The 12,473-nt window shown below is 75.2% G+C and carries 14 protein-coding genes; 11 read left to right on the forward strand and 3 right to left on the reverse strand.

The annotated features are described in order from the left end of the window. Window positions 1–2 precede the first annotated feature (2 nt). Genes H7X46_RS16410 through H7X46_RS16425 form a run of 4 tightly spaced genes read left to right on the forward strand, consistent with a single transcriptional unit; the run spans window position 3 to window position 2,381 of the window. A complete protein-coding gene (locus H7X46_RS16410) occupies window positions 3–851 on the forward strand; it encodes an AraC family transcriptional regulator (RefSeq protein WP_186360232.1) in 849 nt (282 codons plus the stop codon). Beyond that, the gene (locus tag H7X46_RS16415) at window positions 848–1,240 is read left to right on the forward strand and encodes a glyoxalase/bleomycin resistance/extradiol dioxygenase family protein (RefSeq protein ID WP_186360233.1); all 393 of its coding nucleotides are present in this window, start codon (window positions 848–850) and stop codon (window positions 1,238–1,240) included. Before H7X46_RS16410 ends, H7X46_RS16415 begins: the two co-directional genes overlap by 4 nt. Then, window positions 1,237–1,638 carry an MmcQ/YjbR family DNA-binding protein gene (locus H7X46_RS16420; RefSeq protein ID WP_186360234.1) on the forward strand — a complete coding sequence of 134 codons (402 nt, stop codon included), beginning with the start codon at window positions 1,237–1,239 and terminating at the stop codon, window positions 1,636–1,638. Before H7X46_RS16415 ends, H7X46_RS16420 begins: the two co-directional genes overlap by 4 nt. Then, a complete protein-coding gene (locus H7X46_RS16425) occupies window positions 1,635–2,381 on the forward strand; it encodes an alpha/beta fold hydrolase (protein WP_370588806.1) in 747 nt (248 codons plus the stop codon). Before H7X46_RS16420 ends, H7X46_RS16425 begins: the two co-directional genes overlap by 4 nt. A gap of 161 nt (window positions 2,382–2,542) precedes the next feature. Here H7X46_RS16425 and H7X46_RS16430 read toward each other — a convergent pair whose 3' ends face one another. After that, window positions 2,543–2,968 (reverse strand): TIGR03668 family PPOX class F420-dependent oxidoreductase, encoded by a 426-nt coding sequence (locus tag H7X46_RS16430; protein WP_186360236.1) that lies wholly within the window; start codon window positions 2,966–2,968, stop codon window positions 2,543–2,545. A 91-nt stretch (window positions 2,969–3,059) separates the two neighbouring features. On the opposite strand from H7X46_RS16430, the gene H7X46_RS16435 reads away from it, so the two are divergent. The 5 genes from H7X46_RS16435 (at window position 3,060) to H7X46_RS16455 (ending at window position 8,891) form a co-directional block, all read left to right on the forward strand. Then, window positions 3,060–4,046: a pirin family protein gene (locus H7X46_RS16435; RefSeq protein ID WP_186360237.1), complete on the forward strand. Its 987-nt coding sequence runs from the start codon at window positions 3,060–3,062 to the stop codon at window positions 4,044–4,046. Between the two features lie 74 nt (window positions 4,047–4,120). Then, window positions 4,121–4,477 carry a metalloregulator ArsR/SmtB family transcription factor gene (locus H7X46_RS16440; protein ID WP_186360238.1) on the forward strand — a complete coding sequence of 119 codons (357 nt, stop codon included), beginning with the start codon at window positions 4,121–4,123 and terminating at the stop codon, window positions 4,475–4,477. Beyond that, window positions 4,474–4,956, forward strand: coding sequence for an SRPBCC family protein (locus H7X46_RS16445; RefSeq protein WP_186360239.1), 483 nt, complete (start codon window positions 4,474–4,476; stop codon window positions 4,954–4,956). Before H7X46_RS16440 ends, H7X46_RS16445 begins: the two co-directional genes overlap by 4 nt. A gap of 37 nt (window positions 4,957–4,993) precedes the next feature. Further along, complete coding sequence (locus H7X46_RS16450; protein WP_186360240.1) at window positions 4,994–8,068, forward strand: DEAD/DEAH box helicase; 3,075 nt, start codon at window positions 4,994–4,996, stop codon at window positions 8,066–8,068. Continuing rightward, complete coding sequence (locus H7X46_RS16455) at window positions 8,061–8,891, forward strand: SWIM zinc finger family protein (RefSeq protein WP_186360241.1); 831 nt, start codon at window positions 8,061–8,063, stop codon at window positions 8,889–8,891. Before H7X46_RS16450 ends, H7X46_RS16455 begins: the two co-directional genes overlap by 8 nt. A 238-nt stretch (window positions 8,892–9,129) precedes the next feature. Here H7X46_RS16455 and H7X46_RS16460 read toward each other — a convergent pair whose 3' ends face one another. Together H7X46_RS16460 and H7X46_RS16465 are read right to left on the reverse strand one after the other, a co-directional pair. Then, window positions 9,130–9,600, reverse strand: coding sequence for a DoxX family protein (locus H7X46_RS16460; RefSeq protein ID WP_186360242.1), 471 nt, complete (start codon window positions 9,598–9,600; stop codon window positions 9,130–9,132). Window positions 9,601–10,236: 636 nt separating this feature from the next. After that, window positions 10,237–10,566: a DUF3817 domain-containing protein gene (locus H7X46_RS16465; RefSeq protein WP_186360243.1), complete on the reverse strand. Its 330-nt coding sequence runs from the start codon at window positions 10,564–10,566 to the stop codon at window positions 10,237–10,239. Between the two features lie 181 nt (window positions 10,567–10,747). Between H7X46_RS16465 and H7X46_RS16470 the strand changes: the two genes are divergently transcribed. Together H7X46_RS16470 and H7X46_RS16475 are read left to right on the forward strand one after the other, a co-directional pair. Continuing rightward, window positions 10,748–11,329, forward strand: a complete 582-nt coding sequence (locus H7X46_RS16470; RefSeq protein ID WP_186360244.1) for a TIGR03086 family metal-binding protein — start codon at window positions 10,748–10,750, stop codon at window positions 11,327–11,329. A 116-nt stretch (window positions 11,330–11,445) separates the two neighbouring features. Continuing rightward, window positions 11,446–12,423, forward strand: a complete 978-nt coding sequence (locus H7X46_RS16475; RefSeq protein ID WP_186360245.1) for a helix-turn-helix domain-containing protein — start codon at window positions 11,446–11,448, stop codon at window positions 12,421–12,423. Window positions 12,424–12,473: the final 50 nt, after the last annotated feature.

A 12,473-nucleotide genomic window follows, 5' to 3' on the forward strand; every position in this document is an offset into this window, starting at 1 on the left:
GCATGGACGCCGAGTACGTGCCGGCGCGGCCGCCCGCCGCGCTGCGCCGGCACGTGCTCCGCTATCTCGGCTACCGGGAGCGATCCGACACCCCGGTGCGGCGCCGGCAGCCCCCGGCCGCCGGCGTCGCGCTGATCCTCGGGTTCCACCCGTTGACGCTGGCCGGCCCGGCGGTCGGGTCCGGGACGGTCGCCGCGTTCGTCGGCGGGCTCAGCGACACCTGGGTGCTCACCGAGTTCACCGGCCCCCAGGCCGGCGTCCAGGTGGACCTGACCCCGCTCGGGATGTTCACGCTGCTCGGCGGGCGCACCGTGCCGGGCGGCGCGATCCCGGCCCTCGACGACCTCGACGACCCGGAGCTGGCGGCGCTGCCCGACCGGCTCGCCGCCGCCCCCGGCTGGGCGGAACGCTTCGCCCTGGTCACCGGCCTGCTCGCGGGCCGCCTGCTCGACGTCCGGGCGCGGCGGCCCGCACCGGAGGTCGCGCACGCCTGGAACCGGCTGGCCGCGACCCGGGGCCGGGCCTCGATCGCCGGGCTGGCCGCCGAGACCGGCTGGAGCCGCCGGCACCTGCAGGCCCGGTTCCACGCCCAGATCGGGCTCGCGCCGCGCACCGCTGGGCGGGTGCTGCGGTTCGCGGCCGCGTCCCGGCTCGTCGGCGCGAGCACCACCCCGCTGGCCGACGTGGCCGCCGGCTGCGGGTACGCCGACCAGGCCCACCTGACCCGGGAGTTCCGGGCACTGGCCGGGACGACGCCGTCGGCGTACCGGGCCGAGTGGGCCGGCTGGGCGGCCGAGTTCCCGTCCGTTCAAGACCCGGCCGCCCGCACCGGCCAGGATCGGCCGGCATGAGCATCCACCCCACCTTCCGCTACGACGACCCGCGGGCCGCGATCGACTTCCTGACCGGGGCGCTCGGGTTCCGCGAGCTGACCTGCCACACCGACGACGCCGGCCGGGTCGCGCACGCCGAGCTCGGCTGGACCGACGGGGTCGAGGACGGCCCGGTCACCGGCGTCCTCGCCCTCGGCACCCGGGGCGACGCCGACCCGTTCGACACCGGCCGGGCCGTCACCTACCTGACCTGCGACGACCCGGACGCGCTGCACGACCGTGCGGTCACGGCGGGCGCCACGGTGGCGATGGGCCTCACCGACCAGGACTACGGGTCCCGCGAGTTCGCGATCAGCGACCCGGAGGGCAACGCGTGGTGCCTGGGCACCTACCGGATGGGCGGATGACCCCGGCACGCCACCCGGACCCGGCCGACCCGCTGCCCTGGCTGCGGGAGATCTGCCTGTCCCTGCCCGAGGTGATCGAGAAGCTCAGCCACGGCTCGCCGTCGTGGTTCGTCCGGAAGATGTTCGTGTCCTACGCCGAGCACCACCACGGCCATCCCCACATCGCGTTCTGGTGCGCGGCGCCGCCCGGGGTGCAGGAGGAGCTGGTCGCCGAGGACCCGTCACGGTTCTTCCGCCCGGCCTACGTCGGGCACCGGGGCTGGCTCGGCGTCGTCCTGGACGGCACCGGAGCCCCCGGCGGTCCCCCGCCCGCCGACCGGGACGAGATCACCGAGATCGTCACCGACGCCTACCGGTGTGTCGCGCCGAAGCGCCTGGTCGCTTTACTGGACGGGTGATCGAACTCGACGGCCTGCGCTACGAGTACGACGACGTCCCGGGCCCGCCGGACCGCGCTCCCCTGCTCTTCCTGCACGAGGGGCTCGGCTCGGTCGGGTTGTGGCGCGGGTTCCACCGGCGGATCGCCGAGGAGTCCGGCCGGCGGACGGTGGCCTACTCCCGGCTCGGGCACGGCCGCTCCGACCCGCCGCGCAGCCCGCGCTCCGTGGGGTTCATGGCCGACGAGGCCGCGACCGTGGTCCCGGAACTGTGCACGGCACTCGGCCTGGACCGCCCGGTGCTGGTCGGGCACTCCGACGGCGGGACGATCGCGCTGCTGGCCGCCGCGGCGATGTCGGTGAGCGGGGTCGTCGTCCTCGCCCCGCACGTGCTGGTCGAAGGGTTCGCGCTGGAGGCGATCCGCGCCGCGCGGGACGCGTTCGAGACCGGGGACCTGCGCGACCGGATGGCCCGGCACCACGACGACCCGGACGCCGCGTTCCGCGGCTGGAACGACGTCTGGCTCGCGCCCGCGTTCCGGGACTGGGACGTCCGCGACCGGCTCGGCGCGATCACCGCGCCGGTGCTGGGGATCCAGGGCGACAAGGACCCGTACGGCAGCGAGGTGCACGTGCGCTCGGTCGCGGAGCGGGCCGCGGGGCCGGTGGGGATCACGGAGCTGCACTGCGGGCACTCGCCGCACCTGGAGCTCCCGGACGAGACCGCCGCCGCGATCACGGCGTTCCTCGCCGATCTCCCCTGAGCCCCGCGCACACCGCCGCCCGCCGCCTCCCGCCACCACCGCTGCAGCCCCGCACTACTGCCCCCACACGGCACACTCATGTACCAAAAGTCCTGTGCCACGGGGCTTTCGGTCCATGAGTGGCAGCCCGGGACGGCGCGGCAGCCGTGAGGCGGGGGCAATCAGCGCGCGGACCAGGCTGTCCAGCGGGTGGGGGTCAGGGCCAGGACCGGGCCCGCGGGCGGCTGCGCCCGGTAGGGCGGGTACTTCGCCGCGAGCGCCTCCACCGCCCGCGCGTGCAGCCCGCCGTCGTGGTGGGTCTCCGCGGTCGCGTCGAGGCGCACCCACCACAGCTGCGACCAGTCGTCGTCGTAGTGGTCGGCGAGCAGCCCGACCCGCGGATCGGCCTCGATGTCGCGCAGCCGCGCCAGCCGGCGGTGCCGCTTCGGCTTCACGTCGTCGACGGCGGACACCACCAGGTCGTCGACCAGCGCGAACGTGATCGGCACCAGCCGTGGGGTGCCGTCGGACTGCCGGATCGTGGCCAGGCGGGCGATCCGGGCGGCGGCGAGCAGGGGGCGGGCGGCGGTCTCGTCGAGGGCGGGCACCGGGCCGATCCTGCTCCCCCGGGAATGCCGCCGCCACCGACGTGGTTGAGCGTGCAACAAGCCGGTTCCGCTCCGATCCGGGAGGTTCCCGATGCCCGCCGTCACCGTCTCCGACGTCAGCACGCTGCCCCGCGTCCCCGCCCTCGGCCCGGCCGATCTCGACCGCGGGGTCCGCAGCGTCACCACCGCTCCGCAGGGCTACGAGGGCGAGGGGTTCCCGGTGCGCCGCGCGTTCGCCGGCGTCGACCTGCGCGACCTCGACCCGTTCCTGCACCTGGACCAGATGGGCGAGGTCGAGTACGCGCCCGGCGAGCCGAAGGGCACGTCCTGGCACCCGCACCGCGGCTTCGAGACCGTCACCTACATCATCGACGGCACCTTCGAGCACGGCGACTCGCACGGCGGTGGCGGCACGATCACCAACGGCGACACCCAGTGGATGACGGCGGGCTCCGGCCTGCTGCACATCGAGCGCCCCCCGGAGGAGCTCGTCCGCACCGGCGGGCTGTTCCACGGCCTGCAGCTGTGGGTGAACCTGCCGCGCAAGGACAAGTGGCTCCCGCCGAAGTACCAGGACCTGCGCAGCGGCGCGTCGGCGCTCGTCGCGAGCCAGGACGGCGGCGCCCTGCTGCGGGTGATCGCCGGCGACGTCGCCGGGGTGTCCGGCCCGGGATCGACGCACACGCCGATGGCCATGGTGCACGCGACCGTCTCGCCGGGCGCGGAGCTGCGGCTGCCGTGGCCGCGCGAGTTCAACGCGCTGGTCTACGTGCTGAACGGCGCCGGCACGGTCGGGGCGGACCACCGTCCGATCCGGACCGGCCAGCTCGCCGTGTTCGGCCCGGGTGACGCGATCACCGTCGGCGGCAACGTCTCCCAGGAGTCCCGCCACCCCGCGCTGGACGTGGTCGTGCTCGGCGGGCTGCCGATCCGGGAGCCGGTGGCCTGGGCGGGCCCGTTCGTGATGAACACCAAGGAGGAGGTGTACGCCGCGTTCGAGGACTACCAGCGCGGCCGCCTCGGCGTCGTCCCCTCCGACTACGTCCCGCACGGGTCGCTGCCGGGCTCGCTCAGCTAGTTCAACCAGAGGGTTGAATACGAGCCGGTCCTTCGCTACCGTCTTGTTCAACCGAAAGGTTGAAAGGAGGCGTCGTGGAGGACCGGCTCTCGAAGGTGTTCGCCGCGCTGGCGGACCCGATCCGGCGTGACATGGTGGCCCGGCTGGCCACCGGCGACGCGACCGTGAACGAGCTCGCCGAACCCTACGACGTCTCCGTCCAGGCCGTGTCCAAGCACATCAAGGTGCTCGAGGACGCGGGGCTGGTCCGGCGGAGCCGGCAGGCCCAGCGTCGCCCGGTGCACCTCGACGCGGAGGTGTTCGACCTGATGACGGCCTGGATCGAGCGGTACCGACGGCAGGTCGAGGAGCGCTATCGGCGCCTCGACGACCTGCTCGCCGCGAGCGAAGACGACACCGGCAACGCCACCAGCAAGGGAGCTGCATCATGAGCACGACCACCCGTGAGACCGCCATCGAGGCCGTCCGGGACCAGCCGATCATCCGGATCGCCCGGGAGTTCGACGCCCCGCCGGAGCGGGTGTTCGACGCGCACGTCGACGTCGACAAGGTGACCCGCTGGCTCGGGCCGCGCGGACTCAGCATGACCGTGCAGCGGTGGGACGCCGAGACCGGCGGCGGCTACCGCTACTCGCACACCGACGACGAGGGCGAGTACCGCTTCTTCGGTTCGTTCCACGAGGTGCGCGCCCCGGAGCGGATCGTGCAGACCTTCACCTTCGAGGGCTGGCCGGAGGCGGTGTCGCTGGAGACGGTGCGGCTGACCCCGCTGCCGGACGGCCGGACCCGCCTGGAGTCGACGTCGGTGTTCGAGACCGTCGAGGCCCGGGACGGGATGCTGTCCTCCGGCATGGAGGTCGGCGTGACCGAGGGCTACGAGCGCCTCGACGAGCTGCTCGCCGGCGCCTGACCGCATTCCTGTCGGGGGCGGCCTCTAGCGTGGGGCTGTGCTCGTCGTCCACGCCCTCCACTCCCCCGGCCGGGGCGTGCTGCTCTGGGCCGAGGACGGCGAGCGACCCGCGCGCAGCGACCGGCGCTCGCTGCGGACCGCGCGGCCGCACCCGTTCGCGGTGCCCTCCGACGAGCTGGCCGCCATCCACCCGGGCAAGGCCGCGTCGGTGACGGTGCTGCTGCCCTCGCACGCGGGCGGGCCGCAGGACTCGCCGGGCCTGGTCCGCACCACCCCGCGCGGCCGGTCCCGCAGCGCGCCGGCGCTGGCCCCGTGGACCGTGCCCGCGGTGGTGGTCGACCCGTCCGAGCTGACCGACCCCTACCCCGACGTCCGCTACGGCGACGGCTTCCGGCACCTCGCCGAGCTGGTCGGCTTCGCCGAGGAGCTGGCCGCCCGGGGGCGGGTGCTGCCGGTGCTGGTCTCCGAGTCCGGCCGGCCGGCGGCCCGGTGGCGGCCGGTGGTGCAGGGACTGGACGCCGTCGCCCGCGCCGACCTGGTGCGCCGGCTCCCACCGGTGGCGCGCTGCGAGCAACGCCGGCCCGGCGACGTCGCCGGCCAGGATCCCGACGAGCTCGTCGACACCGCGCTCGCCCGGTTCACCGACGCCGCCGTCCGGGAGCGGCTGGGCCGCAGCGCGGCGATGCCGGTGCCGCTGCCGGACCGGCCGAGCGCCCCGGCGGCCCTGCTGCACGCGCTCACCGGGCCGTCGCCGGAGGTCCCGGCCACCGAGGAGGGCCTGTCCGCGCTGCGCGAGGCACTCGCCGCGTGGAGCGATGTCGGCCGCGAGCAGCCGGGCGCGGGGACGGCCCTGTTCCGGCTCAGCGAGGTCTCGTCGATGCACGACCCCGCCGACCCGGGTCCGGACCCGCTCGACCAGACCGGCGACGGCACCCGGTGGGAGGTGCAGTTCGCGCTGCAGTCCACCGAGGACCCGAGCCTGCAGCTCGACGCCGCCGACGTCTGGGCCGGCGGTGCGGACCACCTGATCGCCGGCGCGCAGGACGTGCTGCTCGCCGAGCTCGGCCGGGCCGCGCAGGTGCTGCCCGACCTGGTCCGCGCGCTGCGCCACGCCCGGCCCGCCGCGCTGGCCCTCGACGTCGCGGGCGCGCACCGCTTCCTCACCCGGGACGCGCCGGCGCTGCTGGCCGCCGGGTTCGGCGTGGCGCTGCCCCGGGGCTGGGACGGGACGCGGTCGCTGGGGCTGAAGCTGTCGACGTCGTCGGCACCGGCGCCCGGGGTGGTCACCCGCGGCGGGCTCGGCCGCGACGAGCTGGCGCACTTCCGCTGGTCGCTGGCGGTCGGCGACGACGAGCTGGGCGAGGACGAGATCGCCGCCCTCGTCGCGGCGAAGGCCCCGCTGGTCCGGCTGCGGGGCCGCTGGGTGGCCGTCGACGCCGACGCGCTGGCCCGCGGCCTGGACTTCCTGCGCCGCTCCCGGGACCGCACCCCGACCGTGCACGACGTGCTGGCGGCCGCCCGGGGCGACGTGGACGCGCCGCTGCCGGTCACCGACGTCGACGCCCGGGGCCGGCTCGGTGCCCTGCTCGACGGCACCGCCGACCGCGACCTGGAGCCGCTGCCGGTCCCGCCGGGGTTCACCGCGACGCTGCGGCCGTACCAGGAGCGGGGCGTGGCGTGGCTGGCGTTCCTGTCCTCGCTGGGGCTCGGCGCCTGCCTGGCCGACGACATGGGCCTGGGCAAGACCGTGCAGCTCCTCGCCCTGGAGGCGCACGACCGGGCCGGTCCGGTCGACGCCCCGACACTGATCGTCTGCCCGATGTCGATGGTCGGGACCTGGCAGCGGGAGGCGGAGCGGTTCGCGCCCGGCCTGCGCGTGCACGCCCACCACGGGGCCGCCCGCCCGCGCGGGTCCGCGCTGCACGAGCGGCTGCGCACGACCGATCTCGTCGTCACCACGTACGCCACCGCCACCCGGGACGCCGAGGACCTGCGGGCGTGGCGGTTCCACCGGCTCGTCCTCGACGAGGCCCAGATGATCAAGAACTCGTCGGCGGCGGCGTCGCGGACCATGCGCTCGCTCGGCGCCGCGCACCGGATCGCGCTCACCGGCACCCCGATGGAGAACCGGCTGGCCGAGCTGTGGTCGGTGATGGACTTCCTCAACCCCGGGATCCTCGGCTCGGCCGAGACGTTCCGGCAGAAGTTCGCGGTACCGATCGAGCGGCACGGCGACGCCGGCGCCGCGCGGACCCTGCGCCGGATCACCCGGCCCTACCTGCTGCGCCGGGTCAAGACCGACCCGCAGGTGATCGACGACCTGCCGGAGAAGATCGAGATCGTCCAGGACCACCGGCTCACCCGGGAGCAGGCGTCGCTGTACCGCACCGTCGTCGACGACATGATGGAGAAGATCGAGGGCAGCGACGGCATCGAGCGGCGCGGCAACGTCCTCGCCGCGATGAGCAAGCTCAAGCAGATCTGCAACCACCCGGCCCAGCTGCTGCACGACGGCTCCCCGATCCACCGGGCCGGCGGCCGGCACCGCTCCGGGAAGGTCGCCCGGCTCGAGGAGATCCTCGAGTCCGTGCTGGCCGCCGGGGACAAGGCCCTGCTGTTCACCCAGTACACCGAGTTCGCCGCGATGCTGCGGCCGCACCTGTCCGCGCGCTTCGACACCGAGGTGCTCTACCTGCACGGTGGCACCCCGAAGAAGCGCCGCGACGAGATGGTGGCCCGGTTCCAGGCCGACGGCGGGCCGTCGCTGTTCCTGCTCTCCCTCAAGGCCGGGGGCACCGGGCTGACGCTGACCGCGGCCAACCACGTCGTCCACCTGGACCGGTGGTGGAACCCGGCGGTCGAGGACCAAGCCACCGACCGGGCGTTCCGGATCGGGCAGAAGCGCTCGGTGCAGGTGCGCAAGTTCGTCTGCCCGGGCACCGTCGAGGAGCGGATCGACACGCTGGTGACCTCGAAGCGGTCGCTGTCCGAGATGGTCGTGACCGACGGGGAGGACTGGCTGACCTCGCTGTCCACCACCGAGCTGCGCGAGGTGTTCGCGCTCGGGTCCGGCGCCGTCGCGGACTCCGAGGAGGGCGATCCCGATGAGTGACCAGCCGTTCTGGGCGCAGGGCGACTACGTGGGCGGCCGCCCGATCCGGGTCGAGGGCGGCATCCGGATCCATGCCGCGAAGGGAGCGGTGGCCCGCACCTGGTGGTCGGCCCGGTTCCTGTCGGTGCTGGAGCAGCTCGGCGTCGGCGGGCGGCTGTCCCGCGGGAAGACCTACGCCCGGTCCGGGCAGATCGTGTCCCTCGACGTCGACGCCGGCGCGGCCGTCGCGCTGGTGCAGGGCACCCGGCCGCAGCCCTACCGGGTCCGGATCGGGCTGCGCGTCTGGGACAAGCCGGAGTGGCGCCGGGTGGAGGAGGCGCTCGCCGCCGACGCCTGGTACGCGGCCGCGCTGCTCGCCGGGACGGTCCCACCGGAGATCGAGGAGCTGCTCGACGGCCTCGGGCTGTCGCTGTTCCCGGCGGCCGGCACCGACCTGTCACAGGACTGCACCTGCCCGGACGCCACGGTGCCCTGCAAGCACCTCGCCGCCGTGTTCTACGTGCTGGCCGAGCGCTGCGACACCGACCCGTTCACGTTGCTCACGCTGCGCGGCCGGGACCGCGGCACCCTGCTGGAGCGGCTGCGCGAGGAACGCGACCGGGCCGCCGGGGCCACCGCGCCGTCCGGGCCGGCCGCGCTGGCCGACCTACTCGACGACTTCTGGACCGCCCCGGTGGGGGGCACCGCTCCGCCGCGCCCGCCCGAGACCGAGCCGGACGCCGTGCTGGACCAGGTGCCGGAACCGTCGCTGCGGGCGGGCGCGGACACGCTGACCGACCTGCTGCGGCCCGTCTACCGGGCGCTGGTGCACCCCGACCGGTGACGGGTGCGGGCGCGCGCCGGCCCCTCGGTGGCCGCCGCCCCGGCCGCCCACCGGTCATGGGTGCCGCGAGCCGGGGTCGTCGGCCCGCGGATCAGGGGTCCGGATGAGCCGGGTCGTGAGCCCACCGAGCACGGGTGCCGGAGAGCCGAGTCGCGAGCCCACCGAACATGAGTGCCGGAAAGCCGAGTCGCGAGCCCGCCGAACAGGGGTGACGGCACACCGGGTCGCCAGCCGGCGGTCACGGGGCGTCGCGGCCGACGAGCCGGGTCGCGAGCCGCCGGTCCAGCGCCGCAGCCCCGGGGCCCGCCCACAGCACGTACAGCATGACCACCAGCAATGCCGGGGCGAGGCCGAGGTGGACCGGGCCGCCCACCCTCACCCCCGCGGTGGCGATCGCACCGATCATGTTGAGTCCCAACCCGAGCGCCGCGAGGCGAGTGCCCAGGCCGAGGACCAGCATCAGCCCGGCGCCGAGCTCGAGGACGCCGACCAGGTACACGAGCAGGCTCGACGCGGGGAACCCGAAACGGACGAACTCGGCGAGCTCGTGCTCGTGGAGCAGGAACTTCAACAGCCCCATGAGCACGAACATCAGCCCTGCGAGGACGCGGAGCACCGCGGTCGCGGTGGCTGCCCGTCCGGCGACACGGTCCCGGACGAACGCCCGCCCGGCGCGGTGCCACGGGGCGTCGTGCTGGTGCTGGGTCATGGGACGTCCTCACCGAGAGGGTCCCAGCGTACGAGGCCCGGGAAGGGAACGGCCCGGCCGCTGTGGTCGAGGCGGCCGGGCCGTGATTCCCGAACTGACGCGCCGCTCCCACCACGAAGCGACACGACTCAAGTTAGCCTAACCTCATCGAAACCGTCAAGGGTTCCGACCGACCGGCGCGCCGGCTCGCACGTGCCCGGACGATGCACCCACCGCCGGCACCGGAGTCGATCAGCGCGTTCCTGCCGCCGCCAGGGCGAGAACGCCCTACTCGGCGCCCGCCCCGCAGTCGATCAGCGCGGATCCGCCGCCGCCAGGGCGACAACGCGCCACTCGACACCCACCCGCGAAGTCGATCAACACGACCACGCCCCCAACAGGGCCAGAACGCGCCGCTCACCGCCCAACCCCGAGTCGATCAGCACGAAACCGCCCCCACCAGGGCAACAACGTGCGACTCGGCGCCCGCCCCACCGTCGATCAGCACGAATCCGCCCCCACCAGGCCGACAACGTGCGCCTCACCCCGCCCGACCGCCGGAGCGAGGGACGGCCCGGCCGCTGTGGTCGAGGCGGCCGGGCCGTGGTCGGTGAGCCGGTGCACCGCTCGAGGCGGCCGCCCGGCTCGGAGCGCGGGTCAGCGGGCCGGCTCGGCCCGGACCGCGTCGAGCCGGCCGGACCGGGCCGCGTGCCGCTCGAACCAGATCGTGGTCAGTGGCGGGATGCTGGCGAGCAGCCCGACCACGAGGGTCCGCAGGTCCCAGCGGAACAGCCGCGCCGCCCACAGCGTCACGAGCACGTAGGCGACGAACAGCGCCCCGTGGATCGGGCCGAAGACCTGTACCCCGACCTCGCTGACCGCCAGCACCCACTTGACGAACATCCCGGCCAGGAGCCCCGTCCAGGAGGCGGCCTCGGCGATCGCGACGGCCCGGAACACCCGGGCGACGGTGAGGGGGTCGTTCATGACGGTGGGTTCCTCCGGGCGGGGATCGGGGGACGGGTGCCGGCTCCACTCTGCCGCATCCGCCCCGACGAACTTCTACTGGGTGTCGAAATGGCGCGTGCGAGATGAGTTCCGGTCCCGTCCTCGGTCGTCCCCGGTGAAACGGCCCGCCACCGCGGGCCCGAGCTGCCCGGGAGGCATCGTGACGATCGACCTGACCCCCACCACCCGCGCTGTGGCCGCCGTCGTCACCGGCATCGGGGACGACCAGCTCGACCGGTCGACGCCCTGTACCGGCATGACGGTGGCCGCCCTGCTCGACCACCTGCACGGCCTGGCCCACGCGTTCCGGCTCGCCGCCGAGAAGGCGCCCGAGGCCCTGGAGACCGCGCCGCGCGCGGACGCCGCCCACCTGGAGCCGGACTGGCGCACCGCGATCCCGGCCCGGCTCGACGCCCTTGCCGACGCCTGGCGCGACCCGTCCGCCTGGACGGGCATGACCGCCGCCGGCGGGATCGAGCTGCCCGGTGAGGTGGCCGGCACGGTCGCCCTCGACGAGCTGGTGCTGCACGGGTGGGACCTCGCCGTCGCCACCGGCCAGGACTTCACTCCTGACGACGACGCCGTCGGCGCCGTTCTCGGGTTCACCGAGTCCATGTCCGCACCCGGCCAGGAGGCCTCCCGGGAGGGCCTGTTCGGCCCGGTCGTCCCGGTGCCCGAGGACGCGCCCGCGTTCGACCGGGCGCTGGGCTTCAGCGGCCGTGATCCGCAGTGGAAGCCCTGAACGGCCGGCGCTGTCTCCACCGATCGAGCGTGGGTTCCATGCCGGATCGGTGATCAGCGCCCGCGGTACTCTGAGCAGCTCCGGCGCTGCCCGGGCGTCCGGTGTCGGAGGGGGTCGTGACCACACGGATCTGGTTCACCGCCGACGACCTCGCCCGCACCCGGATCGCCGCGCCGGATCCGTTCGCGGAGACCCTGCTCAGCCTGGTCCCGCTGCGCGGCGGGCCGCACCCCGAGTGGCGGCGGCGCGTGTGCCCGCAGCTGTCCCGGCCGTTGCGCCTGCTCGCCGGGATGCATCCCCGGCCCGGGTTGCTGCTGGACCTGGAGAGCGTCGCCGGCCCGGTCCGGACGCTGGACGAGGGGCTGGACGCGCTGCTCGGCGCCGGCCGCACCGTGTGGGACGCCGAGATCGAGTCCTTCGCGCAGGCCAACGGGACGGTCCCGCCGGGCCTGCGCCCTCTCCTGCCCGCCGCGGGACGAGCGCCGCGCGAGCTCGCGTCCGCGGTACGCGCCTACCACGACGTCGCGGTCGGTCCGTACTGGCGCCGGCTGCGCGAGCACCTGGAGACCCAGCGCGAACGGGCCGGGCGGCTGGTCCGTGACGGCGGCGTCGAGGGCCTGTTCACCGGCCTGGACGTGCCCGGGCTCCGGTGGCGTCCGCCGGTGCTGGAGGTGCGGGACGCCGGCAACCGCCCCGACCGGGACGTCCAGCCCGGGGGTCGCGGGCTGCTGGTCCGCCCGACGGCGTTCATCGCGCATGCCCAGCACTCCCGGGACCTCAGCGGTCGGCGGCCCGATCTGCTGATCTACCCCGCTCCACCGCCCGCGCCGGCCGGGGCGTTCTGGGCGACGCCGGGCGACCGCGCGCTGGCCGGCCTGCTCGGCGCGACCCGCGCCCGGGTCCTCGCTGCGGCGGCCGGTGGCGCCAGCAGCGGCGAGCTGGCCCGCCGGGCCGGGACCGCGCCGTCGTCGGCGAGCGAGCACGCCCGCGCGTTGCGTGCGGCCGGGTTGCTGCGCACCGAGCGGCACGGCGGCGCCGTGCGGCACGACCTGACCGATCTCGGCCTGCGGCTCCTGGACCGGGACGGGGCCTGACCTGCACCTTTCGGGCCAGCTCGAAAGGCATGGCGGGTGCGGTACCGCGG

The sequence above is a fragment of the Pseudonocardia sp. C8 genome (assembly GCF_014267175.1).
In the GTDB taxonomy this organism is placed as follows: domain Bacteria; phylum Actinomycetota; class Actinomycetes; order Mycobacteriales; family Pseudonocardiaceae; genus Pseudonocardia.